The sequence below is a fragment of the Taklimakanibacter albus genome (assembly GCF_016595235.1).
In the GTDB taxonomy this organism is placed as follows: Bacteria; Pseudomonadota; Alphaproteobacteria; order Rhizobiales; family Aestuariivirgaceae; genus Taklimakanibacter; species Taklimakanibacter albus.
Genome location: NZ_JAENHL010000007.1, coordinates 497,804 through 523,978, shown reverse-complemented (window position 1 = coordinate 523,978; position 26,175 = coordinate 497,804). Strand labels below are relative to the sequence as shown.

The following is a 26,175-nucleotide window of genomic DNA, read 5'->3' as shown; positions in this document are numbered from 1 at the left end:
GGCCCGAGAAGTGTGTGCGGTTCTCGGATTAGCCGATGCGCAAAATCAAAGAGATAGAGCGCTCTTGCGCTGGACCATCACCTTGCCGTCGAAAGCGAAAACCAGCTCGCCATTCTGGTTGAAGCCTTCGCTGTGTTTGGTGGCGAGGCCCCAGCGCGGCCGCGACGCCATCTCACGCTTGGCGGTGATCTCCATCCAATAGGTGACCGTGTCGCCCGGATAGACCGGCTTGATCCATTTGAGGTTGGTGACGCCGGGCGAGGGGCCGTGCTCGGGCAGCACGTCGCCCTGGGCGATCCGCGCTTTGCGGGCGGTATCGTCGGCCTCGACATAGCAGCGCATCCAGCCGGAGGCGGTGTGCCAGCCGGACGCGGCCAGACGGCCGAAATGACTCTCCGCGGCCGCGTCGTCGTCGATGTGAAAGACCTGCGGATCATAGGCGCGGGCGAAGCGTAAGACCGCCTCGCGGGTAAAATGATAGGAGCCGAGACGCCATTTCTGGCCGATCTCCGATTCTTCGTAATAAAGCCCCATCATGGCGCGCGCACCTTGATCAGATTGACGCCGGTCATGTCGACCTTCGCCTCGCCTTGCGTTGAAAGCGCTTCCCAGCGCATGGTGACGAGCCCCATTTCCGGACGGCTCTTGGACTGGCGCTTGGCCAGCACGGTCATCCGTCCGCGCAAGGTCTCGCCCGCATAAACGGGCTTTAGCCATTTGATCTCGTCGAGACCGGGCGAACCCATGCCGGCGGTGCGGGCGAGATACCCGTCGACCATCATGCGCATGAGCATGCCGCAGCTGTGCCAGCCTGAGGCCGAAAGCCCTCCGAGGACGGAGGATTTGGCCCGCTCCTCGTCGAGATGGAAGAATTGCGGGTCGAATTCACGGGCGAAGGATTTGACCTCGTCGGCCTTCACATCATAGGTGCCGAGATCCCAACTCTCTCCGACGGTGAAGTCCTCAAAGTGGAGAAGATCGGACATTGCTTCCGCCTCAGTTCGCGAAGCGGAAATGCAGAACGTCGCCGTCCTGCACGATATATTCCTTGCCCTCGAGACGGAGCTTGCCGGCATCACGGGCGCCGGCCTCGCCATTGAGGCCGACATAATCGTCATAGGCGATGGTTTCCGAGCGGATGAAACCCTTCTCGAAGTCGGTGTGAATGACGCCGGCGGCCTGCGGCGCGCGGGTGCCCTTGGTGATGGTCCAGGCGCGCGCCTCCTTGGGGCCGACGGTGAAATAGGTCACGAGATGGAGAAGCTCATAGCCGGCGCGGATCACGCGGTTGAGGCCGGGCTCGGCGAGGCCGATCGTGTCGAGATAGTCCTTCTGCTCGGCCAGAGGCAGAACCGCGATCTCGCTTTCGATCTTGGCCGACACGACGACGGCTTCGGCGCCTTCCTCCTTGGCGCGTATCATGACTTTGGCCGAAAAATCATTGCCCTTGTCGGCGGAAGCCTCTTCGACATTGCAGACATAGAGCACCGGCTTCGAGCTCAGGAGGCCCAGCATCTGGAAAGTCTTTTCTTCCTCGGGCTTGCGCTCGACGAGGCGGGCGGGCTTGCCTTCCTGCAGCAGCACGAGGGCGCGCTTGACGAGGTCGTATTGTTCCTTGGCTTCCTTGTCGGCGCCGCGTAGCTTCTTCTCGAGATTGACGGCGCGTTTCTCGAGGCTGTCGAGATCGGCCAGCATCAGTTCGGTCTCGATCGTCTCGATGTCCCGGATCGGATCGACGCCGCCTTCGACATGGGTGACGTCGCCATCCTCGAAGCAGCGCACCACATGGGCGATGGCATCGACCTCGCGGATATTGGCGAGGAACTGATTGCCGAGCCCTTCACCCTTGGAAGCGCCGCGCACCAGGCCGGCGATGTCGACGAAGGTCAGCCGCGTCGGAATGATCTGACCGCTCTTGGCGATTGCCGCCAGACGATCGAGGCGCGGATCGGGGACGCCGACATCACCGACATTGGGCTCGATGGTGCAGAAGGGATAATTCGCCGCCTGCGCCGCCGCCGTCTGGGTGAGGGCATTGAACAAGGTCGACTTGCCGACATTCGGCAGACCGACAATGCCGCATTTGAAACCCATTATTCCGTCTCCTTCTTGCCCGGCTTCGGTTTCTCCGGCTCGGGCGTGAGTGCCAGATGCACCCTGTTCTGAAAAGTCGCAAAATCACGCTTGGCGAGCAGGTCGGCATTGTCGGCAAGCGTGTCGATCAAGGGATCGAGCCACTGCTTGTCGGCCTTGCTGAAATCGCCCAGCACATGAACATGCGCCATGCCTTTGACGTCGAGCTTGCCGACGCCCAAACGCACGCGGTGATAGTCATTGCCGATATGCGCGTCTATCGAGCGGATGCCGTTATTGCCGGCGCTGCCGCCACCCGTCTTCACCCGGACCTTGGCGGGAGGCAGGTCGATCTCGTCATGCAAGACCACGACATCGGCGGGTACCAGATTGTAAAAGCGCATCGCCTCGCCGACGGCGCGGCCAGATTCATTCATGTAAGTGAGAGGCTTGAGGGCAAGGATGCGTTCACCGGCGAGCGTGCCTTCGGCGGTTTCGCCCTGGAAGCGCTTGCGCCATGGGCCGAAACCATGGCGGCGGACTATCGAGTCCACCGCCATGAAACCTATGTTGTGCCGGTTGCCGGCATATTTCGACCCGGGATTGCCGAGGCCCACGAGAAGAAGCATCGCGCCCTCCTGAAACTCCCCGCGACGTTCGACGCGGGGAGAGAAGGGTTACTTCTTCTTGTCGCCGGCCTTGGCGGCCGGAGCGGCTGCCGCGGCCTTGCCGGCCGGAGCGGCGCCAGCCTTGGCGTCCTTGCCAGCGGCGGGAGCGGCACCCGGAGCGGCGGGAGGCGCCTTCTGGGCGGTCGCCGGAACTTCCGCGGCCGGTGCTTCGGCAGCGGCGGCTTCCTCTTCCTTGAGGCCGGCCGGAGCGGCGATCGTCGCGATCGTGAAGTCACGCTCGCGGATGGCCGGAGTCACGTTCTCGGGCAGCTTCACCGCCGAGATGTGGATCGACTGGCCGATCTCGAGACCGGTGAGGTCGATCAGGATCTCGTCCGGAATGAAGTCGGCCGGGCAGTAGAGATCGATCTCGTGGCGGACGATGTTCAGCACGCCGCCCTTCTTGATGCCGGGCGAGTCGAGGTGGTTCTTGAAGTGAACCGGGATTTCGACATGGATGCGGGCGCCCTTGCCGAGACGCAGGAAGTCCACATGGCTGATGAAATCGCGCACCGGCTCGAACTGGATGTCGCGCGGAATGGCGCGCACCACGGTTCCATCGACTTCGAGGTCGACGAGGGTCGACATGAAGCGGCCGGTATTCACATGAGGCTGGAGCTCGTTATAGGCGAAGGAGATATTCTGGGGCTCCTTCTTGTCGCCATAAACGACGCCGGGGACACGACCTTCGCGGCGCACTGCTCGGGCGGCCCCCTTGCCGGCCCCGCCACGCGCCGTGGCCTGAAGCTTAATGATCTTGGACATTCTACTCTCCGATTGGATATGGATTGCGCGAACCTTCCTCCAGGGGTGACCGGCGTCCGCGCGCGGGCGGATATACAGACTTACCCCGCAGGACGCAACCCAGGGCGCTAATGGGATTAGTATCCTTAATCGCGACTGGCGACGGCCAGCCGATAGGCCCGGTCCGGATCGACATTGCCGCCGCTGCCGATGGCGACTAAGGGCGCCTTGCCGCCCGTCGGCTCGTCAAATGTCAGGGCGGCTGCCAGCGCAACCGCGCCCGCCGGCTCAAGCCAGAGGCGGCCATGGGCCAAGGCGAGGCGCATGGCTTCGGCGATCTGGGCTTCATTGACGCTTACGACAGAGTCGACATGGCGCTGGATCAGCGGAAAGGTAAGGTCGCCCACCATCTGGACCTTGATGGCGTCGGCACTGCTGGCGCTGGGGCCGGGGAGGGCGATCCGCCGGCCCGCTGCAAAGGATTGCTGTGCGTCATTTTCGAGCTCCGGCTCGACGCCGATGACGCGGATTCCGGGTTTGAGCTGCTTCAGGGCCGCGGCGACACCGGAAATCAGCCCGCCGCCGCCAATCGGGACGAAAACCGCCGCCATGTTGGCAAGCTGCTGGATCAATTCGACGGCGATCGTGCCCTGGCCGGTGATCACTTGCGCATCGTCATAAGGCGGCACAAGCCTGAGCCCTCGTTCCTGCGCGATCTGCTCGGCGAGCGCGCGCCGCGCCGCCGAAGTGGGCTCCGCCATCACGATCTCGGCGCCGAAGCCGCGCGTCGCGGCGATCTTGGGTTCGGGCGCATCGGGCGACATGACGATCACCGCCCGGGTGCCGAAGCGGCGCGCCGCCATGGCGACGGCCTGGGCGTGATTGCCGGTCGAATAGGCGATGACGCCAAGCCGCCGCTCATCTTCCGAAAGCGCGCCCAGCACGTGGAGCGCACCGCGGATCTTGAACGACCCGGTCGGCTGCAGCGCTTCCGCCTTGACGAGGATTGAGTGACCGGAGATCGACGACACGCGGTCGAGCTCGATCACGGGCGAGGGACGCAGATGCTGGCCGAGAAGCTGATGCGCGCGCAGGAAATCCGCGGCGGCGATATCGATGGTCATCGTGCTCAGTCGAAGAGGCTCGACACCGACTCTTCACGCGAGGTGCGCCCGATCGCCTCGCCGATCAACGGCGCGATCGAGATGACGCGGATATTGCGGGCGACCTTCACGGCCTCGGTCGGCTGGATCGAATCGGTGATGACCAGCGATTTGAGCTTGGACGAGGTGACGCGCGCAACGGCACCGCCCGACAGGACGCCATGGGTGATGTAGGCGGCGACATCTTTCGCACCCTGCGCCAAAAGCGCATCGGCGGCGTTGCACAACGTGCCACCCGAATCGACGATGTCGTCGATCAGAATGCAGGAATGGCCTTTGACGTCGCCGATGATGTTCATGACCTCGGATTCACCCGGACGGTCGCGGCGTTTGTCGACGATGGCGAGCGGCGTGCCGATCCGCTTGGCGAGTGCGCGGGCGCGCACCACGCCGCCGACGTCGGGCGATACCACCACCGTGTTGCGCAGGTCGTAGTGATCCTTGATGTCGCGCACCAGAACCGGGCCGGCGAAAAGATTATCGGTCGGGATGTCGAAGAAGCCCTGGATCTGGCCGGCATGGAGATCAAGGGTCAGGACGCGGTCGGCGCCGGCATGGGTGATGAGATTGGCGACGAGTTTGGCCGAGATCGGCGTGCGCGGGCTGGATTTCCGATCCTGGCGGGCATAGCCGAAATAGGGGATCACGGCCGTGATGCGGTGCGCGGAAGAACGGCGCAGCGCATCGATGATGATGAGCAGCTCCATCAGATGGTCGTTGGCCGGGAAGGATGTCGACTGGACGACGAACACATCCTGGCCGCGCACATTCTCCTGGATCTCGACGAAGATCTCCATGTCGGCGAAACGCTTCACCACCGCCTTCGCCTGCGGCAGATTGAGGTAAGAGGAAATGGCTTCGGCGAGCGGCCGATTGCTGTTTCCGCTGATGATCTTCATGAAGGGCCGGCCCTCGTTGGCGGGAAGTGCTGTGCGGGCTCTATATCAACAGGGCGGCGCTCGCGCAAAGGGCCGCGCGTGTATTTTCCTTAACAGTCCACAGGAGCCTAGAAGGGCTTGAAATCCCGCATGATTCCCGCCCGGTCAGCGGTATTTGGTCACCAGGTCGGAGATTCCGCGTGCCGCCGCCTGGGCGGCAAAAAGGGCATTGTTGCCAAAGCCCGCCTCGAGAGAACCCGACGGAACGTTATTCGCCTGCCTTATGGTGCCCAGCGTCTTACCGTCATGCGTCTTGACCTCCCAGGCCAGCGCCACTTTCTGGTTCGGCCCCTCCGTCGGGCCGAGCTCGACATTGCCGGCAATGGTCAGGGCGTCGTCGCGCGGCTTGGACAACACCGGCCAGCCGGCATCCTGCAAGGTCTGGCGCATGGCCGCAGTCAGATCGGAATTGCCGCTGCCGGGGGCTCCCTTGACGGGAATGACGGCGACGGCGGTGATCTCTTTACGGGTCGTAACATCGGTCTTGATCGGCTTCGCCGAGGCGGCCACCACCTGATCCTCCGTCGGCTCAGCCTCCTGGGTCTCGGCCAAGGCCAATTCCTTTTCGGACAAAGGCGGGGGGGCCGCACCGTCGGGAGCGGGTACCGGCGTCGCCTCGGCCACCGCGACTGGGGGCTGGGGCGGCGGCTGCATCGGCCCGTTGAGGGTCTCGTAGTCAATGTCCTTGTCGGCATCCGGGCCGGCTCGGGCATAGGTCTCGAGCGGTGGCGGCAGGCCGCCCACTTCGGTCGCATAGCCGAGCTGCGACAGGCGGCTCGACAGGCTTTCCGCCGTATAGGCGGCGACGCGCTGAAGCACGGCCGGGGTAACCTGCGCCCAGGGATCACCACCCGGCAGGCCCGGGGCCACTTCCTCGGCTGAAATCGTGTGCAGGACGACGCCATTGGGGTCGGTCAGAGTCCAATTGTAACCGAGCCGTACCGCCGCCGTGTCCGGGATGATGTGGAAATTGCCCCTGAGCGATAAGGTGCTGGCATCGAGGCGGCCATCGATTATGGCCATGTCGCGCTTGCCGGCCGAAATGGCGAGCGCGTCCTTCAATTGCGGCAACTTCGTCGCGGGGAGGCCGGTAACCTCGACCAGCGCGATCGGTGGAACGGTTTTGCCGCTCGGGCCTGGCGTACCTCCCGATTTTGCGAAAGGCTGCGAGCCGCCGCCGCCACAGCCGGCCAGGGCCACGAGGCAGAACGCCAGCAGCGCCCAGAAAAACCCCTGTCGCCAGGGGCGCAAGCTTATGGTGCGATCATCGCCCATGGGATCAGCGCAGGATCATCCCCAATGGATATTTGGACAAGGGCTCAAGCCTAGCATGCCCGATGATATAAGTCCTGCCCAGGCTAAAAGCATGGCCGCTGTCGCTGTCCATCAGAATCATGTGCAAAAAGAAGACCTGGTTGGGCGCGAGCTTCGTCTGATTGCCGGTGAAGAACATCGGATAATCCATCCAGCTCGGGGTGAATTTGGCGCCCAGAGCATAGCCGCAGGCATTGTAGCGGTGCGCCTTCATGCCGTGCTCGTCCATCACCCGTGCATGTGCGTCGAAGACATCGCCGGCTTCATTGCCGGGGCGCAGCGCCTTCTCGCAAGCGGCGAGCGCCGCGCGGCATGCCTCGTCCATCTTCTCATGCGTCTTGCTCGGCTTGCCGATGATGACGGTGCGCATCAGGGCCGCGTGATAATGTCGGTAGACACCGGCGAATTCGAGGGTGAGCTGATCGCGCTTCGCCAATTTGCGGCGGCCGGCTTTGTAGCGGCTGAGCAACGCGTCATGGCCTGATCCGATGATGAATTCATTAGCGGGATAATCGCCACCGCCGGCGAAGACCGCCGCCTGCTGGGCGGCGAGAATGCGGCCTTCATCCGCACCGGCACGCGTCTCCGCGACGCCGGCCTCGAGCGCCAGATCACCAAGCTTGCCGGCCTTGCGCACATAGCGCAGCTCGGCTTCCGATTTCACCAGGCGGATGCGGTCGACGAGATTGGTCGCTTCGGTAAGCGTGCAGAAACCTTTGAGCGCCGCTTCGACGGCCTTGCCATTGAAATGCGTGAGGCCATAGGAATTGGTCTCGATGCCGAGCCGCTTGCCCTTGGCGCCGAGGCTCTTGAGCATGTCGCGCAACTGCGCCGCCGGCCTGGCGCCGGCCTGGTCCGTCCAGATGCGGATGTCTTCGATGATCGAGGTGTGCTGCGCCTGACGCAAATCAGGGGTACGGGTGAGCAGCGCCAGTTTTCCATCCGCGCCGAGATAAAGACATTGGAAGAAGCAGAAGCCGAATGTGTCGTAGCCGGTGAGATAATACATGCTCTCCTGCTGGAACATCAGCAGGCCGTCGAGGCCTTCGGCCTCCAGCGCACGCCGCGCCTTGGCGATACGCGCCTTGTATTCTTTCTTCTCGAAATGAAGAGCCATGTTGCTATTCCGCGTTGAGCACGATGGCCGAAATCTGCCGGCCGTAATCCTTTTCACGGCGATGCGTGGCGCGCCGGAAGCTGTAGAAGCGATTCTCGTCTGAATAGGTGCAGAGGTTGAGATTGACGACCTTGCCGACACCTGAGCCCGTCATGCGGCGGGCGAGATAGCCCGGCAGGTCGAACATATGATGGCGCGCCTGCTTCGAGGGAATGAAGAAATCCGCGTTGCCCGTGTCCTGGGCGAGGAACGGGGCCGGAAATTCCGGGCCGACTTCGTAAGCCGGTTGCGAAATCGTCGGACCGATGACCGCATTGATGCGCTCGCGCCTGGCGCCGAGCTTCTCCATTGCGGCGACAGTGGCGTCGCTCACGCCGGCAAGCGCGCCCTTCCAGCCGGCATGGGCGGCGCCGATGACGCCGGCCTCCATGTCGGCGAAGAGGAGAGGAGCGCAATCGGCGGTGAGCACCGCGATGGCGAGGCCAGGCTTTGCCGTGACGATGGCATCGCCTTTGGGTGGGGCGAGCGGATCCCAGGTCGTATCGGCAACGATCACATCGGGACTGTGCCATTGCCATACGGTGAGGAGGTGGCTGCCGGGAACGCCGAGCGCCTCACCGGCGGTGGCTCGGTTCTTCGCGACCGTCGGCTTGTCGTCGCCCGAGCCGAAACCGCAGTTCAGCGAGGCGAAGAGGCCGTCCGAATGGCCGCCCTCGCGGGTGAAGAAACCGTGGCGCAGTGCTGTAGATGATTTGAGGTCGGAAGCTTCGATCATGGCGATCCAAAGGGATAAGGCGTGGGGAGCCCGGGCGAAGTGGCCGCCAAGACCTTGAACAAGTTACCCATTTGATTCTCCCCGGCAAGCCGTTCGACGGCGCGTCCGATAACGTTGCGTTCTGGGAGCTTGGCCTTCTGGGTGAGCAGGGCGGCGCGCGCTTCCAGCCCCATGCTCAGCAGGAACTGCCGCTGGGTGATGGGGCCATGGGGCAGGGCGCCGCCTTGCCTGAGGGCATTCCCCAGGCTTTCGAAGTCGACATGGGAAGTCAGATCCGCCTCACCCGGGCGGTCGAGAATGCTGCAGAATTTGTGACGGCGGACCGCTTGCAGCGTGTCGCCGAGAGCGGAGGCGGCATGGCCATAATCGATGACGAGGGCGACTCCCGGGCTAGCAGCGAGGCGGCTGCCCAGCTCGCGTGCGATGTCGTCGCGCAAAGGAGCGGATTCCAGAATGTCGCCGTCGGTGCCAGGAGGCCGATCGAGATGCTGCGCCGAAAGGCCGATCACCAGCCGATCATCGGCGCCGAGGCCGATGCGGCGCTCCATCCATTGGCCATTGCGGGATTCGAACTGGCGGATGGGGAGCGCGTCGAAGAACTCATTGGCAATAACGATCGAAGGCCCGTCAGGGAGAGTAGCGAGGCTGTCATGCCAAGTGATGGTCTGTCCGAGCCTTGCGGCCTGCAGCTTGCGCAAGGCCGGGCTGGTTTCGACGAGATGGATGCGGACACCGTCGCGGAAACCGGGCATCACGCGGCTGGCGCGCAGCATGTCGCTCATCAGTGTGCCGCGGCCAGGACCAAGTTCGATCAGATGGAACTCGTCCGGCGCGCCCAGAGCCTGGAACGCCGCCGCACACCAGATGCCGATGAGCTCGCCGAAAATCTGTGAGATCTCGGGCGCGGTGATGAAGTCGCCCTCAGGTCCGAAGGGATCGCGCGACATGTAATAGCCGTGAACCGGATGACCGAGGCAGAGCGCCATATAGCGATCAAGCGGTATTGGTCCGTCCTCGCGGATCATCGCGACGATGATCTGTTCGAGCGGCGTCGGCTTCATCATGTGCGGCGCGAGCGCATCAGCAGCCAGATGCCGATGGCGACCAGCGGCAGCGACAGGATCATGCCCATGGTAATGAAACCGAAGAAATAGCCGAGCTGCGCGTCGGGCTCACGGAAGAACTCCACGATGATGCGCGACAGGCCGTAGCCAAGCGCGAAGAGGCCGGAGGCGCGGCCGGGATGGCTAAGGGCCTGGAATCGATGCGTGGCGATACGGATGATGACGAACAGCACGAGGCCCTCGAGGAGGCCCTCGTAAAGCTGGCTCGGATGGCGTGGGATCTGCTGCGGGTCGTTGGGGAAGATCATCGCCCAGGGCACATCGCCCGCCCGGCCATAAAGCTCGCCATTGATGAAATTGGCGAGGCGGCCGAGGCCCAGGCCGACGGGCGTCGCGGCGGCGCCGAGATCGAGCAGGCGGTCGAGCGTCATGCCATGCCGTCTGCCATAGACAAGCAACGCCACGACGACACCGAGGAAGCCGCCATGGAAGGACATGCCGCCTTCCCACATGCGGAAGATGTCGAGCGGATTGGCGAGAAAATGGAGCGGATTATAGAACAGCACATAGCCCAGCCGCCCACCCAGGATGACGCCGAGGGCGATCCAGATGAAGAGGTCATCGACCTGCGCCGGCGTAGCGGTCGGCTTGCGGTCGCCCCACAGAGACGGGGTCGCGACCAGGCGCTTGGCGTACCAGATGGCGAAGAGGAGGCCGGCAATATAGGCCAGCGCGTACCAGCGCACCGCAAAGGGGCCAATGGAGAAGGCGATAGGGTCGATATTGGGGAATTCGATCATGGCGGGGCAAACTGGGCGCACGGCCCTGATTGGTCAAGGCACCCTTGAATTGCGGCCCGCTCACACTTAATTGAAAGGGCAATAGGAGCGTGCCCCATGACCACGACATCGTCCCGGTTTTTTGATGAACTCGCCAAGCTTGCGACCAATGCGGCCGGCGCCGCACAAGGCGTCAGGCGCGAGATCGACACGCTGGTGAAGGCGCAGGTCGAACGCGTGCTCAATGACGTCGGCGTCGTGAAGCGCGAGGATTTCGAGGTCGTGCGCGAGATGGCGCAGAAGGCACGCGAGGAGAATGACCGCCTGCATGAGCGCATCGCGGTGCTCGAAGCCCGGCTCGGCATTGTCCCGCCGGCGGCCCCCACGAGCGAAAAGCCCGGCGAAGGCCCGGCCGCGACTCACTAAATAGCCCGCCTGTCTGTAAAATCCGCTGTGGAGGAATCACCTCCATGGTTAATGCTGTCTTGATGCGACTCAAAGGCTTGGGCACGGTCTCCCCGGGATTGACGAATTGATTCGTCACTGGGAACAATTGAATGGCGAGCCTGCAATCGCTCTTGAGAGAAACGTCCAACCCGCTCGATCGCGTCGAGCATATAGCGCATGGCCATGAATGGTTCATCGACCGCTCGGCGGAAGACGAAGTGAATATGATCGTCGCCGCCACCTGGGGCGACATGAGCATTTCGATCCATTGGCGCGAGGATTTCGAGAGCCTCCACATCGCCTGCAGCTACGACTTCAAAGTGCCGCCGGCGCGGCGCGAGGAAATCGGCCGGCTGCTCAACCTGGTCAATGAGCAGCTCTATTTCGGACATTTCGACATCTGGCGCCAGGACGGTACGGTGCTGTTGCGCAACAGCCTCATGCTGGCGGGCGGCGCACGCGTCACCGACGCCCAGTGCGAGGCGCTGATCCGTGTCTCGATCGAGACCTGCGAGCGCTATTTCCCCTCACTGCAGTTCGTCGTCTGGGCCGGCAAGAGCGCCGAGGAGGCGCTGGAGTCGAGTCTGCTCGATACAATGGGTGAGGCATGAGCATTTCCCTTTCCGGTACCCTGGTGCTGGTCGGCTGCGGCAAGATGGGCGGCGCCATGCTGGAAGGCTGGCTCAAGAGCGGCGTCAGGCCCGAGCAGGTGGTGGCGCTCGACCCTTCGCCGCCCCCCGAAATCCTGGCGCTCCTGCAGCAGCATCATATCCGGCACAACCCTGCCGTCGCGACCATCAAGGACGCCGAAGTCGTGCTCGTCGCGGTCAAGCCGCAAGTGATGGAAGACGTGCTGCCGGGCGTCGCTTCCCTCAAGACTTCGCGGCCCCTGGTCGTCTCGGTGGCGGCCGGCAAGACGATCGCCTCTTTTGCGCGGCATTTCGGCGCGGATGCGGCAATCATCCGCACCATTCCCAACACCCCGGCGGCGGTCGGACGCGGCATCACCGCCATGGCGGCCAATGCCCATGTCTCCGCAGCCCAGATCGAACTTGCCCGAAATCTGCTTTCGGCGATCGGCGAGGTGGTGACGGTCGAGGACGAGTCCCTCATCGATGCGGTGACGGCGGTCTCGGGCTCGGGTCCCGCTTATGTCTTCTATCTTACCGAGTGCCTGGCCAAAGCCGGTGTCGCCATGGGGCTGCCCGTGGACATCGCCATGCAGCTGGCGCGGGCCACGGTGGCGGGCTCGGGCGAACTCATGCGAGTGAGCGGGCTTCCGGCCGAGACATTGCGGCAGAATGTGACCTCTCCCAAGGGCACCACCTATGCCGCGCTGCAAGTGCTGATGGCGGAGGACGGGCTCGCGCCGCTGATGGAGAAGGCGATCGATGCGGCAACCCGCCGCTCGCGCGAATTGGCAAGCTGACGGCGGCCTCGGCCTCAGCTACACTCTCCATATGAGCACCGAGACGCGCGATCTCATCGTCGATGCCGCCTTTCGCCTCGCGGCGGACAAGCCCTGGCCGGAGATAACGCTGGCCGCCATCGCCGAGAATGCCGGGATCAGCCTCGCCGATCTCGCCCGGCAGGTGTCGGGCAAGCCCGACATATTGGACGCCTTTGCGCGCCGAATGGACAGCGAGCTGCTCGCCTCGCTCACGGGTGATCCGGTCGAGGGCGATGCGCATGACCGCTTGTTCGACATCATGCTGCGCCGCTTCGAATTGCTGGCGCCCTATAAGCCAGCGATCGCCAATATCGCAAAGGCGCCGGCCGACGGCCCGGTGGAGTGGCTGTCGCTGCTCGCGTCTTCACTCGTCACGCAGGGCTGGATGCTGGCGGCGGCCGATATCAGGCTCACGGGCTTCAGGGGCGATGCGGCGCGGCTGGGCCTCGCCAAGATCGCCGCCGATACGATGCTGGTCTGGCTCAAGGACGACGATACCGGCCTTGCGCGAACCATGGCGGCGCTCGACCGCAAATTGCGGGACGGCGAGGCGGTGATGAAACGGCTTGAAACACCGATCGCGCTGTGCTCTGGCTTTGCCCGCGTCTTCCGCAGCTTCAGGGAAGAGCGGACAACCAAGACACAGGCCCATGACACAGCCGACTGACAAATCAGCGCCGATCACCTTCGACGATTTCCTCAAAGTCGATATCAGAGCCGGAACGATCATCGAGGCGGAGCCTTATCCGGAAGCGCGCAAACCCGCCTTCAAGCTCAAGATCGATTTCGGTCCCGAGATCGGTGTCAAGAAATCCTCGGCCCAGATCACCAAGCATTACAAGCTTGAGGAGCTGGTCGGCCGGCAAGTGGCGGCGGTCGTCAATTTCCCGCCGCGCCAGATCGGCAAGTTCATGTCGGAAGTGCTGACGCTCGGCTTTCCCGATGATGACGGTGAAGTCGTGCTCGCGGCGATCGAGCGCAAAGTGCCGAATGGCGGCAGGCTCTACTGAGCTTCGGATTCGCATAAAATTCCTTGCAGTTTTGCGCGCGATATCAGCGCGCGCTTCTACCAGGCCGAGGTCGATGCCGGGGTGAAGAACCCCGACCTCTCGCTGCAGGAATAGGCTCGCGCCTATACGTTGACCATTTTCAAGCCTTCGTCGGTGTAGCGCTTGCCGGCGATGGAGTCCTTCGGCACGGCGGCAGCGATGGCGGCAAGGTCCTGCGCTGTCAGCACGACATCCACCGCGCCGGCATTGTCCTCGAGATGGTTGATCTTGCGAGCACCCGGGATCGGCACGATGAAATCGCCTTGATGCAGCACCCAGGCGAGCACAAGCTGCGCCGGCGTGATCTTCTTCTGGCGGGCGATGCCTTCAAGGGTTTCGACGAAAGTCATGTTGGTCTTGATGTTTTCCGCCTGGAAGCGTGGCTGGGTGCGGCGCCAGTCATTGCCGGCCAGGCTTTCGGCCGAGCGGATGGCACCGGCGAGGAAGCCGCGGCCCAACGGGCTATAGGGCACGAAGCCGATGCCGAGCTCGCGGCAGGTGGGCAATACCTCGGCTTCCGGATCACGGGTCCAGAGCGAATACTCACTCTGCACGGCAGCGATCGGATGCACCTTGTGGGCCCGGCGGATCGTCGCGGCACTCGCCTCCGAGAGGCCGATCGCCTTGACCTTGCCCTGGCGCACCAGATCAGCCATCGCACCCACCGTGTCCTCGATCGGCACCTTGGGGTCGACGCGGTGCTGGTAGAAGAGGTCGATATGGTCGATGCCAAGCCGCTCGAGCGAGGCATCGGCCACTTCCTTCACATGTTCGGGCCGGCTGTCGACGCCGTTGATTGGCGAGGTTCCGGGTGTCGCCGTGCCGAAGGTGAAGCCGAATTTCGTGGCGATCACGACCTTGTCGCGCACATTCTTCAGGGCCTTGCCAACGAGTATCTCGTTCTCGAAGGGGCCGTAGACCTCCGCGGTATCGAAGAAGGTGACGCCGAGATCGACGGCGCGCCGCAGGGTCTCGATCGACTTCGCCTCTTCCTGCCCGCCATAGGCGTAGCTCATGCCCATGCAGCCGAGGCCAATGGCGGAGACGGTGAGCTCGCTGCCGAGCTTGCGATGTTTCATGGTCTTCTCCTATCTGGAACGGAAAGCGAGGCGCGGACGATACTCGATCTCGCGCAAGAGTTTGAGGCGCATCGCCTCGGCGAAATCTTCGTAATCCTTGGCTGTCATCACGAAGCTGTCGGGGCCGGCCTGGACGTTGCGGCGATAATAGTCGGCGAGATCGCTCACCTCATTCTGGATGGCGAGCCCGTTGATGACGATGCCGCGGCTCAGCGCCATGGCGCGAGCCTGTCCGACCAGGACGGTGAATTCGCGCGCCACCGACTCGCGGCCGTCGCCCGATACGTCGACGACGGCACGTGCCGCTTCGACGTCATTGCCGTCGATTGCCCGCAAAGCAGCGGCAATGCCTTCACCGATCGCCGTCGACCCGCTTTGCCGGCGCGGAAAGGTCGCGACCGTTGCGGCAAAGTGTTCGGCCTCCGCATCGGACGTAATGACGAACCAGCCGGTCATGTCCTTGGGGATCTGCGGCTCGGCCCAGACAAGCAGATTAACGGCGATGCTTTTCGTTGGCCCGGAGCGGATCGCCCGCCGGACTGTGGCGTCGCGGAAGCCTTGCGCGATGCCTTCGAGCTGCAACGTGTATTCACGATCATCGACGCTGCCCGAGGCATCGACTGCGAGAACGAGCTCGAGGTCGACAGTCTTGGCCGATACCGTGCCCGTGACGGGCTGGCTCATGGCGAGCAGGAGGAAGGCCAGCAGATGACGCATGGTGCATACTATCCTACAGGCTCGAGAGGGGGTTGAGAACTTCTCACCGGCGAATGGCAGGCGCGCCGTTGCGACAAGGCAGGCCATTGGCTAGAAAGCTTGAGCCACATCCCTTCCTTTCAAGGAATTCCCATGCGCAGTCAGGCTCGTGTTGTCGTCATCGGCGGCGGTGTCGTCGGGGCGTCGGTGCTCTACCATCTCACCAAACGCGGCTGGAAGGACGTCGTGCTCATCGAACGCGATGAGCTGACCTCGGGTTCGACCTGGCATGCGGCCGGCGGATTCCACACCCTCAATGGCGATCCCAATGTCGCAAAGCTGCAGGAATATACGATCAATCTCTATAAGGAGATCGAGCAGATCTCGGGCCAGGCGACCGGCATCCACCTGACCGGCGGCGTCATGCTGGTGTCCAACCACGACCGTTGGGACTGGCTGAAGATGGCGCATGCGCGCAATCGCTATCTGGGCGTGCCGACCGAGCTCATTCCGGTCAAGGAAGCAAAGAAATACTGGCCGCTGCTCGATGAGAAGCAGTTCATCGGCGCCATGTTCCATCCGCTCGAAGGCCATCTCGATCCCTCCGGCACGACACATGCCTACGCCAAGGCGGCGCGTATGCAGGGCGCCGAAGTCATCCGCAAGAACAGGGTCACCGACACCGTGCAGCGCCCGGACGGGACCTGGGATGTAGTGACCGAAGGCGGCACGATCCATGCCGAGCATGTGGTCAATGCCGGTGGCCTGTGGGCGCGCGAGGTCGGTCGCTTCGTCGGCCTCGAACTGCCGATCCTCGCCATGGCGCATCAATATCTCATCACCGAGGAGATCCCGGAGGTCGTCGCCTTCAACAAGGAGACTGGCCACGAGATGCTCCACTGCATCGATTTCGACGGCGAGCTCTATATGCGCCAGGAGCGTACCGGCGCCCTGGTCGGCACGTACGAGCCCAATGGCCGGCCATGGTCGCCGAAGGTGGCGCCGTGGGATTTTTCGACCGAGCTGCTGCCGCCCGATCTCGAGCATATCTCCGACAATCTCGAACGCGCCTTCCAGCATCATCCGGCCCTCGCCAAGGCCGGCATCAAGAATGTCATCCACGGCCCCTTCACCTTTGCGCCCGACGGCAATCCGCTGGTCGGGCCAATCCGGGGCCTGCACAACTATTGGGTGGCCTGCGGTGTGATGGCGGGTTTCAGCCAGGGCGGCGGCGTCGGCCTCGCTTTGTCGAACTGGATCGTCGATGGCGATCCGGGCTTCGACATCTGGGCGATGGACGTGGCGCGTTACGGCTCCTGGGCCAACATGTCCTACACCTCGAAAAAGGTGATCGAGAATTACGGACGCCGTTTCCGCATCACCTTCCCGAATGAAGAATTGCCGGCGGCGCGCCCGCTGCGCACCAGCCCGCTCTATGAGCGGTTCAAGGCGATGGGCGCTTTCTTCGGCGTCGGCTATGGTCTCGAACAGGCGTTGTGGTTCGCGCCCAAGGGCAAGAAGCCCACGGAGAAGATCACCTTCCGCCGCTCCAACGCGTTTCCGATCGTCGGCGATGAATGCCGCGCGGTGCGTGAGCGGGTCGGTGTGATCGAGATCACCGGCTATGCCAAATATGAGATCACCGGGCAGGGGGCTGAAACCTGGCTGTCGCATCTCCTGGCCAATCGCATCCCGGCCAAAGGCCATCTGGCGCTGACGCCGATGCTCAACGAGGCCGGCAAGCTGATCGGCGACTTCACCGTCGCTAAGGCGGATGACGAGCGTTTCTACATCTTCGGTTCGGGTCCGGCGGAGAACTATCATATGCGCTGGTTCGAGGGGCATTTGCCGAAGGACGGCAGCGTCGCGGTGCGCCCCTTGACCGTCGAGCTTGCGGGGTTGTCAATCGCAGGGCCGCGTGCCCGCGATCTCCTCGCCAAACTCACCGACGCCGATGTCTCCAACGAAGCCTTTCCCTTCATGGACTTCCGCGAGATGGATCTCGGTATCGTGCCGGCCAAGGTGGGACGCGTCTCGTTCACCGGCGATCTCGGTTACGAAATCTGGGTACGCTCGGACTATCTCTTGGCCGCGCATGACATGATCGTCGAAGCGGGCCGCGAGCTGGGCCTCGCTCATTTCGGCGGCCGGGCTCTGATGTCGCTCAGGCTCGAGAAGTCCTGGGGCACCTGGGCGCGTGAATATCGCCCGATCTACGGGCCGCTCGAAGCCGGCCTCGGCCGCTTCGTCTCCTTCAAGAAGAACGACTTCATCGGCCGCGACGGCGCGCTCAAGGAGAAGGAGACGGGCGGCAAGCTCAGGCTTCTCACCTTCACCGTCGAGACCAAGGATGTCGATGTCATCGGCGACGAGCCGGTCTGGCACAGAGGCAAGGTGATCGGCTGGATCACGTCCGGCGGCTATGCCCATTATGCCGGTAAGTCGGTGGCACTCGGCTATGTGCCGAAGGAGATTGCTCACGAAGACGAAGGCTTCGAGATCGAGATCATCGGCAAGCGCTACAAGGCGAGGCCGCAGCGCGAGCCGCTCTTCGATCCCAAAGGCGAACGGATGCGGGGCTGACGTCAGACCGGCCGGCGGTCGCGCTCCGCCCATTCGACGGCGAGCCAGGCGGCGACACCGAGACCAGCGAAGCCGGCGACGAGCGGGATGACCGTGCCGTCATAGAGCCGGCCGATCGGACTGCCGGTCGCGACGGCGATGAGATTCGATACCGACCCGATGACCGCGGCGGCGACGCCGGCGATGTGTCCCATCGGCTCCATGGCGAGCGCGCTGTAATTGCTGAATTGCAGGCCGTTGCAGAAGAACAGAACGGTCATATAAGCCATAAAGGCCCAGAAGGGCGGGTGCCCGTCGAGCAGAAGGGCGAAGGGCAGGAAGGCGAGCGACGACAGGCAGGAGGTGCGCAGGGCCCATTTCGACAGGTTGCGCATGCCGAAGCGCATCACCAGGCGGGCATTGGCGAAGGAGGCGACACCGATGCCGGCGGCGAGAAGGCCGAAATAGACGCCGAACAACTGACCGGTGCCATATTGCTCCTGGAAAATCTGCTGCGAGGTGCCGAGATAGGAAATGACGGCGCCGAAGATGAAGCCGGTGGCCAGCGTGTAGCCGAGTGTGCGGCGATGCGAGAGCGCTTCCCAGGCGGAGCGCAGGATGCGGCCGATCGACAAGGGGACCCGCTCGGTCTTCGCCAGTGTCTCGGGCTGGCGGGTGGCGAGCCAGAGGAAATCGAGCATTCCGACGATCGCCAGCGCCAGGAAGATCATGCGCCAGTCGGCGACGAGGAGAATGAGCTGGCCGATCGATGGCGCCAGGACCGGCACCAGGATCAGCACCGTCATGACGAAGGACATGATGCGCGCCATGGAGCGGCCGACAAAGAGATCACGCACCATCGCCATGCCGACAATGCGGGGGCCCGCGGCGCCGAAGCCCTGCAGGACGCGGCCGAGCAGCATCAAGGTGAAATCGGTGGTGAAGGCGCAGATAAGCCCGCCGGCGATGAAGCAGCCGATGCCGGCATACATTGCGGGCTTGCGTCCGGTGCTGTCGGAGATCGGGCCGTAGATGAACTGCCCGACGGTGAGGCCTCCGAAGAAGGCGGTGAGCACCAACTGACGGTCATTGGGATCGGCGGCGCCGAGCTCATGGGCGATGTCGCCGAGCGCCGGCAGCATGCCGTCGATCGACATGGCGATCAAAGAGAAGGTGAGCGCCATCAGCGTGATGAATTCCACGCTCGAGCGGGCTGAGGCCGGTTGCGTCATGGGGGCATTCAGCTCGGCGTGATCACGCGCTTGGACCGGCCGCGCTCGGCCCATTCGGTAACGAGGAAAGCCGCGATCTCCATGGCGGTGAAGCCGGCGACCAGCGGGATCACGGTGCCGTCATAGAGCCTCCCGATCAATGTGCCGGCGACAACGGCGATGAGGCTCGATCCGGCGCCGATGACAGCGGCGGCGACGCCGGCGATGTGGCCCATCGGTTCCATGGCAAGCGCGTTGTAGTTGCCGAAAAGGAGCCCGTTGCAGAAGAACAGGACGACCATGAAGACGAGGAAGAACCACAGCGGCGGGTGGCCGCCGAGCAGGAAGGCGATCACCAGGAAGCCGAGCGACCACAGGCAGGCGGCGCGCAGCGCCAGCTTCGACAGCGTCCGCATGCCGAAACGGGTGACCAACGTCGCATTGGTGATGGACGCGCAGCCGATGCCGGCGGCGAGCACGCCGAAATAGACGGCGAAGAGCTTGCCGGCGGCATACTGGTCCTGGAAGATCTGCTGCGACATGCCGAGATAGGAGATGAAGGCGCCGAAGATGAAGCCGGTGGCGATCGTGTAGCCGAGCGTGATGCGGTTGCCGAGCGCCTCCCTGGCCGAGCGCAAGATATGCCCGAGCGACAGCGGCGCGCGCGCCGTCGGCTCGAGCGTTTCGGCGCGGCGCATGGCGAGCCAGAAGAAATTGATGGCGCCGACGAGCACGAGACCGAAGAAGATGCCGCGCCAGTCGGCGACGAGCAGGATGAGCTGGCCGATAGAAGGTGCCAGGATCGGCACCATGATGAAGACCGCCATCACGAAGGACATCACCTGCGCCATGGCGCGGCCGGCATAGAGATCGCGCACCATGGCGGTGCCGACGATGCGGGGGCCCGCGGCGCCGAAACCCTGCAGCACGCGGCCCATGATCATCACGCTGAAGTCGGTGGTGAGGGCGCAGATGAGCCCGCCCACAATGAAGCAGCCGAAGCCCGCATACATTGCAGGCTTGCGGCCGGTGCTGTCGGAAATCGGGCCATAGATGAACTGGCCCAGTGTCAGCCCGGCGAAAAAGGCAGTGAGCACGAATTGCCGGTCATTCGGATTGCCGGCGCCAAGATCGCGCGCGATGTCGCCGAGCGCCGGCAGCATCGAGTCGATCGACATCGCGATCAGCGAGAAAGTGAGCGCCATGAGCGCGATGAATTCGGCGCCGGCGCGGCTGGGACTGGTGGTCATGGAGGGCTTTCGAGGATGGGGCGGACAATAACCGCGATCCGCCCCCCTGTCACCCTTGCTATCTATGCAGCAGGCGCATCCTCATGTGACGAAATTCAACATCCGCAAGACGTCGAAATAGTCCTTGGTGGCGAAACGGATGGTGCGGTCGCCGCTGTGGCTGGCGCCCGGGTACCACTGCATCCGGTAGGCTAAGACCGGGTTGGCATAGGTGACTTCGAGCACGAAATCCTCCGGCAGCGGAATAAGGGCGTCGGCAAGCCTGCCCTTGAGGGCCGTTTCGGCCCCGGCGCGGATGGCGGCGATGGCGGCCTTAGGCGTCAGGCTGATGGTCGACTGGCCGACGCCACGCTTGACGGCGCAGCGGCCGATCGCGGCATTGGTCGATTTGACCTCCGCCATCAGGCCTTCATCGCCGGTGACGAAGACGGTCGGCACCCCGAGCAGGCTGCCGGCCAGAGCATGAATGTAGAATTCCGATGCCGTTCGGCCATTGAGACGGATCAAATGCGGTTTGAGCGAGAGCGTGTGGGCGAGCGCGTTGGCTTCCGAGCCTGCCGCCGCGTGATAGCCCACCATCATCACCGCAGCGAAGCTCTTGTCGAGCTCCTGCACCATACAGAGCGGGTGGCCGGCCCAGGAGCGGATCAGCCGGATAGTGCCGGGCAGCATTGAGGTGATGAGATTGCGGCCTGAATCATGAGCGTCCTTGACCCAGATCTCCGTGGCGCCGGCGGCCTCGGCGCCCTCGATGGCGGCCACCGCCTCGCGCGTCATCTGCTCGCGGAATTCGGCGTAATCGGCATGGTTCTTCTGGGCCTCATCCCAATGGGTGATGCCGGCCACGCCTTCGATATCGACACTGATATAGACTTTCATGATATGCCTTCGAGGCTCCCTGCAACGTAGAATGGACTTGATGAAAATCGACACGACGAGCCGAAGCCTGAGCCTCGATCCGCGCGATCGCGCGTTCTTCTGCAATCCCTATCCCATTTACCGCCAATTGCGCGAGAGCGTTCCGGTCTTCAAATGGGAGGAGTACGGCTATTGGTGCTTTTCGCGCCATGAGGACGTGTCGGCGTTGCTGCGCGACCGGCGCTTCGGCCGGCAGATCCTGCATGTGATGACGCGGGACGAGCTGGGCTGGTCCGAAATACCGGAACGGCTCAAGCCGTTCTATGATGTCGAGCAGCATTCGCTGCTCGAGACCGAGCCGCCGGTCCACACCAGGCTGCGCGGCCTCGTCAACCGGGCTTTCCTGTCGCGCACGGTGGAACGGCTTAAACCCCGCATCGCGCAACTCACCCATGAGTTGATCGACGGCTTCGCGGAAACGCGCGAGGTCGAGCTGCTCGAGGCTTTCGCGACCCCGATCCCGATCACCATCATAGCCGAGCTGCTCGGCGTGCCGGTGGAGGAGGGGCCGCGGCTCCTCTCCTGGTCGCATGACATGGTGGCGATGTATCAGGCGCGCCGCGATGCGGAGGTCGAGCGCAAGGCGGTGGAAGCGACGCTCGCCTTCAGCAGCTTCATGCGCCGCCATGTGCAGGCGCGGCGGTTGTCGCCCGGCGACGATCTCCTGTCCCAGCTCATCGCCGCCGAGGCGGAAGGCAAGTCGCTCAGCGAGGACGAGCTCATCACCACCGCCATCCTGCTCCTCAATGCCGGGCACGAGGCGAGCGTCCATGCCATCGGCAATGGGGTAAAGGCGCTGATCGAGGAAGGGCAGGCGCGGTCAGGCCTTGGCGAGGGGCATGTCGAGGAGCTTCTGCGCTTCGACGCGCCGCTCCATCTTTTCACCCGCTATGCATTGGAGGATGTCGAGTTCAACGGCCTCAAGCTGAAGAAAGGCGAGACGGTTGGTCTCCTGCTCGGCGCCGCCAATCGCGACCCGGCCCGCTTCCCCGAGCCCGACCGGTTCGATCCCGCCCGGACCCCCAACCCGCATGTGAGCTTCGGCGCCGGCATTCATTTCTGTGTCGGGGCGCCTCTGGCCCGGCTTGAGCTCAACGTGGCGTTGCCGATCCTGTTCGAGCGCCTGCCAGGGCTGAAACTGGCCCGGCCGCCAAGCCACCGGGATGCCTATCATTTCCACGGATTGGAACGGCTCGACCTCGTCTGGTGAGTGCAGTTGACCGGGGAGGTCGTTTCCGCGCCATGCCAGGACGGAAATACGCCGTCCTGTGGACCCTGTTGAGCGTATCACCCGGAGAGGTGAGATGATTTCAACGGTGTGACGATGTCCGAAGCCCAGACCCTTCCCTCAACCGGTGGCCGCCGGGCCCGTGGTGGTGCGGAGGCGCGCCGCGCCGCGCGCGGTTCCGGCATGGCCAAGCAGCAGGGTTTCATCCGCCGCAACGTGCCGCTCTACGAACCCTTCACCACCGACCAGCTCGAGCTCATCGAGGCCAATGCCGAAACCGTCCTCCAGGAGATCGGCATCGATTTCCGCGACGATGCCGAGGCGCTGTCGATGTGGAAGGCAGCCGGCGCCGATGTGAAGGGCGACCGGGTCCGCTTCCCCAAGGGGCTGGTGCGCGCGCTCCTCAAGACGGCGCCGCGCGAGTTCGTGCAATATGCGCGCAATCCGGAGCGTTCGGTCACGGTCGGCGGCAACAGCACCATCTTCGCGCCGGTCTATGGCCCACCCTTCATCCGCAATCTCGACGAGGGCCGCCGCTACGCCACGATCGAGGATTTCCGCAATTTCGTGAAGCTCGCCTATATGGCGCCGTCGCTCCATCATTCGGGCGGCACGGTGTGCGAGCCGGTCGACATCCCGGTGGCCAAGCGCCATCTCGACATGGTCTACAGCCATATCCGCTATTCCGACAAACCCTTCATGGGCTCGGTGACGGCGCCCGAGCGGGCGGAGGATTCCGTCACCATGGCCAAGATGGTGTTCGGTGACGAGTTCGTCGATCAGAACTGCGTGATGATCAATCTCATCAACGCCAATTCGCCGCTCGTCTTCGACGGCACGATGGTGGGGGCGCTCAAGGTCTATGCCCGCGCCAACCAGGCGACGGTGGTGTCGCCCTTCATCCTGTCGGGCGCCATGTCGGCGGTTACCGTCGTCGGCACGCTGACGCAGATCCTGGCCGAGGCCTCGGTCGGCATGGCCTTCGCGCAGCTCTGCCGCCCCGGCGCACCGGTGGTGTTCGGCACTTTCGCCAGCTCGATCTCGATGCAGTCGGGGGCGCCCACTTTCGGCACGCCGGAACCGGCGCATGTGCTGTTCGGCGCAGCCCAGCTCGCCAGGCGCCTCGGCGTTCCGTTCCGCTCGGGCGGCAGCCTGTGCGCCTCGAAAGTCACCGACGCGCAAGCCGCGCATGAGACGGCCAACACGCTGTGGCCGGCCTTGCTCGGCGGCGTCAATTTCATGCTGCATGCGGCGGGCTGGCTCGAAGGCGGCCTCGTCAGCTCCTATGAGAAGTTCATCATCGACGCCGACCAGCTCACCATGTTCCAGCGCTTCTCGGAAGGCGTCGACTTCTCGGAGAACGGGCAGGGGCTCTCGGCCATCCGCGAAGTCGGCCCGGGCTCGCATTTCCTCGGCTGCGCTCATACCCAGGCCAATTTCGAAACCGCCTTCTGGCGCTCGACCATCGCCGACAACAACTCCTTCGAGCAGTGGCGCGACGATGGCGGCAAGGACGCCACTCAGCGCGCCAACGAAACCTGGAAGCGGATGCTGCGCGAATATGAGGCGCCGGCTCTCGATCCGGCGCTCGACGAAGCGCTTCAGGCCTTCATGGCGAAGCGCAAGGAAGGCCTGCCAGACAGCGTGGCATGAGGCTTTGCCCAGACTTCATCTTGGGCCGCCATAGCGACGAATCTTCGGATCGTGTTTGAGTTGCATGATCGTCCGGACAAGGTCTCTGAAATTCTCCTTTTGTCGGGATGGCACATGCCCATTTCTTCGGGACAGTGCATTTGTGATGCTCGCCAGACCTCTGTTGGACTCCTTCTTGTCATGATCTCCGCGATGACTCACCGGTGACGTCTGCCGCGAAGGTACCGCACTGGCATCGTCGCTGCCTGCCATAGCTCCGATTGCCGCAGCGGTTGCGGTTCCTACCCCCGCCGGCACTCCAATCGGAAGGCCGTTAAACTGGAGGACTCTTTTAAAGAACGGATGGCTATTCAACTCCCGCATCGCGGCAGCCGCTTTGGGGGCCATCCGCTTCATTGTGTCAGGTCCCGTTGAGTATATGCGAAATGCTTCCGCAGCTCGTTCGCGCGGTGGCGTGAGGCCTCCATATCCGCGATTTTCTGGCAATAGGTAGGGCGGTCCGATTATCCCCGTCGAATGAGCACTATAGAGAGGGATGAGCTCATCATCGATTCCCTTCAACGAAAGTTGCCCAGCGATCAAGTCGAGGCCGTGTCCCAGCTCGTGCCCTATTGTGACAAACTCCTGGTCAGCTGGAAGCCCATCCCACACGGCAATCTCCGCGAGGCGGTCATCCTTGGGATCTTTGCTAATGTGGCCAATCGTTCTTGGTTGGAAGTAGCCTCTGGGCATGGACACCAGTTTAAGGCCCAAATCGTTCTTTATGATGCTGAGCATTTCACTCAATGTGAGCGCGCGATCGGCTTTGCCCAGTTCATTTCGTCCTGCAACGAACCTCGCTGTTAGAGGCCTCCTTTCAATGTCGAACAGAATTCTTCCCTGAGCGTCTGTCGGCGGATCTTCCGGATAGTCGAGGCGAAATGGCCGGCGGCGTCCTGTTGTCATTGGCGGATATTGTGCAATCCAGGGAGAGGACCGCTGCTTCCAGTGACGAGGCAGTGTGAATTCGATTTCTGCCTGCTTCACTGGTGGCGGGAAAGGGAGAAAAGTGGGCTTGAACGAGTCACTGCGCTTTGATTCCAGCACATCGCGGCTAACCGGCCGAATGATATGCGGCGTCGGCACCACCAAGTTGGTATCCGGCAGGATGATATCTGGCTTGGGCACTACCAAGCCGGTGTCCGGACGAGTGATTGCTGCGGTAGCTAGATCACTTCGTTGAGGGGTGGCTGTTTGCGGGAGATGACCTTGTTGAAGCTGGCTGTCAGATATGGGCTTTTCAGGTGAAATTTGGAGCGCGCGCTTGTCGGGGCCGGCAGCGGTGGCATGGCCCATGTTGTTCTCGGGTACGATCGACCCTAATTCACTGGTCGCAAGGCGCTCTGCATTGAGGGCCGTGCCAGGTGTCTTAACGAGATTTGCCTTCGAGCCGACCGCAAGTCCCCCGCGGACCAAGCCAGCGGCGCCAGTAGCGATGCCCACTATATCCAGAGCGCTGCCCACGGGGTCGGTAATCATCGTGTTCCTGATGTTTCGCCATGTACCATAGCGATCATAGAGTGCCTCCCCCACCGCACCCGAAACCTGGCGTTGTCGTTCCCTTGTTTCCCGACTGCGTGGTGAAACATAAGTATCCATGAAGTTTGTAAATTCTTCCGGGACAATCCGGTCAACGCCGCCTTGTGCGGCATCGACGAGGGTCTCGGCCGTTCGCTGCGGATGGGTAATCATGTCCCAAAGTCCGGTGGCTGCATTGACGGCCGACGGTCTAATATTCTGTGGTACATCAGACCACGAAGGTTCTGGCTTGGGCTCATCGTTGGGCACGGGGGGCTGGTCGAAGTTCGTCGGGCGCGTGCCAGTAATAGCCTCGAACGCTATCCGGTCGCCAATTTGCCGTATAGTGGCTTCCTGATCCTCGTGCGGCAGATTGAAAAAATCGTCGCTGACCTGGACTCTTCTGCCTTTAACGATGATTGTCGGCATTGCAGGATACT

The 26,175-nt window shown here is 63.2% G+C and carries 26 protein-coding genes; 8 read left to right on the top strand and 18 right to left on the bottom strand.

Annotated features, from left to right (window positions below):
* Window positions 1–45 precede the first annotated feature (45 nt).
* From JHL16_RS14040 to lgt, 12 genes are all read right to left on the bottom strand, one after another.
* Window positions 46–537, bottom strand: a complete 492-nt coding sequence (locus tag JHL16_RS14040; protein ID WP_200185461.1) for a MaoC family dehydratase — start codon at window positions 535–537, stop codon at window positions 46–48.
* A complete protein-coding gene (locus tag JHL16_RS14035) occupies window positions 534–986 on the bottom strand; it encodes a MaoC family dehydratase (RefSeq protein ID WP_137857300.1) in 453 nt (150 codons plus the stop codon). Before JHL16_RS14035 ends, JHL16_RS14040 begins: the two co-directional genes overlap by 4 nt.
* A gap of 10 nt (window positions 987–996) precedes the next feature.
* Window positions 997–2,094, bottom strand: a complete 1,098-nt coding sequence (gene ychF / locus JHL16_RS14030; RefSeq protein ID WP_200185460.1) for a redox-regulated ATPase YchF — start codon at window positions 2,092–2,094, stop codon at window positions 997–999.
* Entirely contained in the window at window positions 2,094–2,702 is a 609-nt protein-coding gene (pth, locus tag JHL16_RS14025) for an aminoacyl-tRNA hydrolase (protein ID WP_200185459.1), read from the bottom strand. The genes ychF and pth overlap by 1 nt, the downstream gene beginning before the upstream one ends.
* 48 nt (window positions 2,703–2,750) lie before the next feature.
* Window positions 2,751–3,506: a 50S ribosomal protein L25/general stress protein Ctc gene (locus tag JHL16_RS14020; RefSeq protein WP_200185458.1), complete on the bottom strand. Its 756-nt coding sequence runs from the start codon at window positions 3,504–3,506 to the stop codon at window positions 2,751–2,753.
* A 125-nt stretch (window positions 3,507–3,631) separates the two neighbouring features.
* On the bottom strand, window positions 3,632–4,609 hold the full coding sequence (locus JHL16_RS14015; protein WP_200185457.1) for a threonine ammonia-lyase: 978 nt from the start codon (window positions 4,607–4,609) through the stop codon (window positions 3,632–3,634).
* A gap of 5 nt (window positions 4,610–4,614) precedes the next feature.
* Complete coding sequence (locus JHL16_RS14010; RefSeq protein WP_200185456.1) at window positions 4,615–5,547, bottom strand: ribose-phosphate pyrophosphokinase; 933 nt, start codon at window positions 5,545–5,547, stop codon at window positions 4,615–4,617.
* A gap of 144 nt (window positions 5,548–5,691) precedes the next feature.
* Window positions 5,692–6,861: a hypothetical protein gene (locus tag JHL16_RS14005; RefSeq protein ID WP_200185455.1), complete on the bottom strand. Its 1,170-nt coding sequence runs from the start codon at window positions 6,859–6,861 to the stop codon at window positions 5,692–5,694.
* A gap of 4 nt (window positions 6,862–6,865) precedes the next feature.
* Complete coding sequence (locus JHL16_RS14000) at window positions 6,866–8,017, bottom strand: M24 family metallopeptidase (protein ID WP_200185454.1); 1,152 nt, start codon at window positions 8,015–8,017, stop codon at window positions 6,866–6,868.
* Between the two features lie 4 nt (window positions 8,018–8,021).
* A complete protein-coding gene (gene pgeF, locus JHL16_RS13995; RefSeq protein WP_200185453.1) occupies window positions 8,022–8,792 on the bottom strand; it encodes a peptidoglycan editing factor PgeF in 771 nt (256 codons plus the stop codon).
* Window positions 8,789–9,856, bottom strand: coding sequence for a class I SAM-dependent methyltransferase (locus JHL16_RS13990; protein ID WP_246770938.1), 1,068 nt, complete (start codon window positions 9,854–9,856; stop codon window positions 8,789–8,791). Before JHL16_RS13990 ends, pgeF begins: the two co-directional genes overlap by 4 nt.
* Window positions 9,853–10,656, bottom strand: a complete 804-nt coding sequence (gene lgt, locus JHL16_RS13985; protein ID WP_200185452.1) for a prolipoprotein diacylglyceryl transferase — start codon at window positions 10,654–10,656, stop codon at window positions 9,853–9,855. The genes JHL16_RS13990 and lgt overlap by 4 nt, the downstream gene beginning before the upstream one ends.
* A gap of 96 nt (window positions 10,657–10,752) precedes the next feature.
* Between lgt and JHL16_RS13980 the strand changes: the two genes are divergently transcribed.
* The 5 genes from JHL16_RS13980 (at window position 10,753) to JHL16_RS13960 (ending at window position 13,542) form a co-directional block, all read left to right on the top strand.
* On the top strand, window positions 10,753–11,061 hold the full coding sequence (locus tag JHL16_RS13980; RefSeq protein ID WP_200185451.1) for an accessory factor UbiK family protein: 309 nt from the start codon (window positions 10,753–10,755) through the stop codon (window positions 11,059–11,061).
* 131 nt (window positions 11,062–11,192) lie between these two features.
* Window positions 11,193–11,693, top strand: coding sequence for a type III secretion system chaperone family protein (locus tag JHL16_RS13975; protein WP_137738641.1), 501 nt, complete (start codon window positions 11,193–11,195; stop codon window positions 11,691–11,693).
* Window positions 11,690–12,511 (top strand): pyrroline-5-carboxylate reductase, encoded by an 822-nt coding sequence (gene proC, locus JHL16_RS13970; protein ID WP_200185450.1) that lies wholly within the window; start codon window positions 11,690–11,692, stop codon window positions 12,509–12,511. Before JHL16_RS13975 ends, proC begins: the two co-directional genes overlap by 4 nt.
* Window positions 12,474–13,199, top strand: a complete 726-nt coding sequence (locus JHL16_RS13965) for a TetR/AcrR family transcriptional regulator (RefSeq protein WP_200185449.1) — start codon at window positions 12,474–12,476, stop codon at window positions 13,197–13,199. The genes proC and JHL16_RS13965 overlap by 38 nt, the downstream gene beginning before the upstream one ends.
* Entirely contained in the window at window positions 13,183–13,542 is a 360-nt protein-coding gene (locus JHL16_RS13960; protein WP_200185448.1) for a tRNA-binding protein, read from the top strand. The genes JHL16_RS13965 and JHL16_RS13960 overlap by 17 nt, the downstream gene beginning before the upstream one ends.
* A 122-nt stretch (window positions 13,543–13,664) precedes the next feature.
* Here JHL16_RS13960 and JHL16_RS13955 read toward each other — a convergent pair whose 3' ends face one another.
* Together JHL16_RS13955 and JHL16_RS13950 are read right to left on the bottom strand one after the other, a co-directional pair.
* Window positions 13,665–14,660 (bottom strand): aldo/keto reductase, encoded by a 996-nt coding sequence (locus tag JHL16_RS13955; protein WP_200185447.1) that lies wholly within the window; start codon window positions 14,658–14,660, stop codon window positions 13,665–13,667.
* A gap of 9 nt (window positions 14,661–14,669) precedes the next feature.
* Window positions 14,670–15,377, bottom strand: coding sequence for a DUF1194 domain-containing protein (locus JHL16_RS13950; RefSeq protein WP_200185446.1), 708 nt, complete (start codon window positions 15,375–15,377; stop codon window positions 14,670–14,672).
* Window positions 15,378–15,509: 132 nt separating this feature from the next.
* Here JHL16_RS13950 and JHL16_RS13945 point away from each other — a divergent pair, with 132 nt between their 5' ends.
* Window positions 15,510–17,939, top strand: coding sequence for a GcvT family protein (locus tag JHL16_RS13945; RefSeq protein ID WP_200185445.1), 2,430 nt, complete (start codon window positions 15,510–15,512; stop codon window positions 17,937–17,939).
* A gap of 2 nt (window positions 17,940–17,941) precedes the next feature.
* On the opposite strand, the gene JHL16_RS13940 is transcribed toward JHL16_RS13945, so the two are convergent.
* From JHL16_RS13940 to JHL16_RS13930, 3 genes are all read right to left on the bottom strand, one after another.
* Complete coding sequence (locus JHL16_RS13940; protein ID WP_200185444.1) at window positions 17,942–19,150, bottom strand: multidrug effflux MFS transporter; 1,209 nt, start codon at window positions 19,148–19,150, stop codon at window positions 17,942–17,944.
* A gap of 8 nt (window positions 19,151–19,158) precedes the next feature.
* On the bottom strand, window positions 19,159–20,379 hold the full coding sequence (locus JHL16_RS13935; RefSeq protein ID WP_200185443.1) for a multidrug effflux MFS transporter: 1,221 nt from the start codon (window positions 20,377–20,379) through the stop codon (window positions 19,159–19,161).
* Window positions 20,380–20,460: 81 nt separating this feature from the next.
* Complete coding sequence (locus tag JHL16_RS13930; RefSeq protein ID WP_200185442.1) at window positions 20,461–21,258, bottom strand: M55 family metallopeptidase; 798 nt, start codon at window positions 21,256–21,258, stop codon at window positions 20,461–20,463.
* Window positions 21,259–21,289: 31 nt separating this feature from the next.
* Here JHL16_RS13930 and JHL16_RS13925 point away from each other — a divergent pair, with 31 nt between their 5' ends.
* A complete protein-coding gene (locus JHL16_RS13925) occupies window positions 21,290–22,507 on the top strand; it encodes a cytochrome P450 (protein WP_200185441.1) in 1,218 nt (405 codons plus the stop codon).
* A 114-nt stretch (window positions 22,508–22,621) separates the two neighbouring features.
* A complete protein-coding gene (locus JHL16_RS13920; protein WP_200185440.1) occupies window positions 22,622–24,178 on the top strand; it encodes a trimethylamine methyltransferase family protein in 1,557 nt (518 codons plus the stop codon).
* A 15-nt stretch (window positions 24,179–24,193) separates the two neighbouring features.
* Here the strand turns inward: JHL16_RS13920 and JHL16_RS13915 are convergent, their stop codons facing one another.
* Entirely contained in the window at window positions 24,194–26,164 is a 1,971-nt protein-coding gene (locus JHL16_RS13915; protein ID WP_200185439.1) for a hypothetical protein, read from the bottom strand.
* Between the last annotated feature and the right edge of the window lie 11 nt (window positions 26,165–26,175).

Excerpts from the sequence above, each read along its gene's own strand:
- JHL16_RS13915 (WP_200185439.1), bottom strand. The coding sequence starts at position 26,164 with ATGCCGACAATCATCGTTAAAGGCAGAAGAGTCCAGGTCAGCGACGAT.
- JHL16_RS13940 (WP_200185444.1), bottom strand. The coding sequence starts at position 19,150 with ATGACGCAACCGGCCTCAGCCCGCTCGAGCGTGGAATTCATCACGCTG.
- JHL16_RS14040 (WP_200185461.1), bottom strand. The coding sequence starts at position 537 with ATGATGGGGCTTTATTACGAAGAATCGGAGATCGGCCAGAAATGGCGT.
- JHL16_RS13965 (WP_200185449.1), top strand. The coding sequence starts at position 12,474 with ATGCGGCAACCCGCCGCTCGCGCGAATTGGCAAGCTGACGGCGGCCTC.
- ychF (WP_200185460.1), bottom strand. The coding sequence starts at position 2,094 with ATGGGTTTCAAATGCGGCATTGTCGGTCTGCCGAATGTCGGCAAGTCG.
- JHL16_RS13930 (WP_200185442.1), bottom strand. The coding sequence starts at position 21,258 with ATGAAAGTCTATATCAGTGTCGATATCGAAGGCGTGGCCGGCATCACC.
- JHL16_RS14015 (WP_200185457.1), bottom strand. The coding sequence starts at position 4,609 with ATGACCATCGATATCGCCGCCGCGGATTTCCTGCGCGCGCATCAGCTT.
- JHL16_RS13945 (WP_200185445.1), top strand. The coding sequence starts at position 15,510 with ATGCGCAGTCAGGCTCGTGTTGTCGTCATCGGCGGCGGTGTCGTCGGG.
- JHL16_RS14020 (WP_200185458.1), bottom strand. The coding sequence starts at position 3,506 with ATGTCCAAGATCATTAAGCTTCAGGCCACGGCGCGTGGCGGGGCCGGC.
- JHL16_RS13920 (WP_200185440.1), top strand. The coding sequence starts at position 22,622 with ATGTCCGAAGCCCAGACCCTTCCCTCAACCGGTGGCCGCCGGGCCCGT.
- JHL16_RS13935 (WP_200185443.1), bottom strand. The coding sequence starts at position 20,379 with ATGACCACCAGTCCCAGCCGCGCCGGCGCCGAATTCATCGCGCTCATG.
- JHL16_RS13975 (WP_137738641.1), top strand. The coding sequence starts at position 11,193 with ATGGCGAGCCTGCAATCGCTCTTGAGAGAAACGTCCAACCCGCTCGAT.
- JHL16_RS13925 (WP_200185441.1), top strand. The coding sequence starts at position 21,290 with ATGGACTTGATGAAAATCGACACGACGAGCCGAAGCCTGAGCCTCGAT.
- proC (WP_200185450.1), top strand. The coding sequence starts at position 11,690 with ATGAGCATTTCCCTTTCCGGTACCCTGGTGCTGGTCGGCTGCGGCAAG.
- JHL16_RS13950 (WP_200185446.1), bottom strand. The coding sequence starts at position 15,377 with ATGCGTCATCTGCTGGCCTTCCTCCTGCTCGCCATGAGCCAGCCCGTC.
- JHL16_RS13955 (WP_200185447.1), bottom strand. The coding sequence starts at position 14,660 with ATGAAACATCGCAAGCTCGGCAGCGAGCTCACCGTCTCCGCCATTGGC.
- JHL16_RS14005 (WP_200185455.1), bottom strand. The coding sequence starts at position 6,861 with ATGGGCGATGATCGCACCATAAGCTTGCGCCCCTGGCGACAGGGGTTT.
- JHL16_RS13990 (WP_246770938.1), bottom strand. The coding sequence starts at position 9,856 with ATGATGAAGCCGACGCCGCTCGAACAGATCATCGTCGCGATGATCCGC.
- JHL16_RS14000 (WP_200185454.1), bottom strand. The coding sequence starts at position 8,017 with ATGGCTCTTCATTTCGAGAAGAAAGAATACAAGGCGCGTATCGCCAAG.
- JHL16_RS14010 (WP_200185456.1), bottom strand. The coding sequence starts at position 5,547 with ATGAAGATCATCAGCGGAAACAGCAATCGGCCGCTCGCCGAAGCCATT.
- JHL16_RS13980 (WP_200185451.1), top strand. The coding sequence starts at position 10,753 with ATGACCACGACATCGTCCCGGTTTTTTGATGAACTCGCCAAGCTTGCG.
- lgt (WP_200185452.1), bottom strand. The coding sequence starts at position 10,656 with ATGATCGAATTCCCCAATATCGACCCTATCGCCTTCTCCATTGGCCCC.
- JHL16_RS13960 (WP_200185448.1), top strand. The coding sequence starts at position 13,183 with ATGACACAGCCGACTGACAAATCAGCGCCGATCACCTTCGACGATTTC.
- pgeF (WP_200185453.1), bottom strand. The coding sequence starts at position 8,792 with ATGATCGAAGCTTCCGACCTCAAATCATCTACAGCACTGCGCCACGGT.
- pth (WP_200185459.1), bottom strand. The coding sequence starts at position 2,702 with ATGCTTCTTCTCGTGGGCCTCGGCAATCCCGGGTCGAAATATGCCGGC.
- JHL16_RS14035 (WP_137857300.1), bottom strand. The coding sequence starts at position 986 with ATGTCCGATCTTCTCCACTTTGAGGACTTCACCGTCGGAGAGAGTTGG.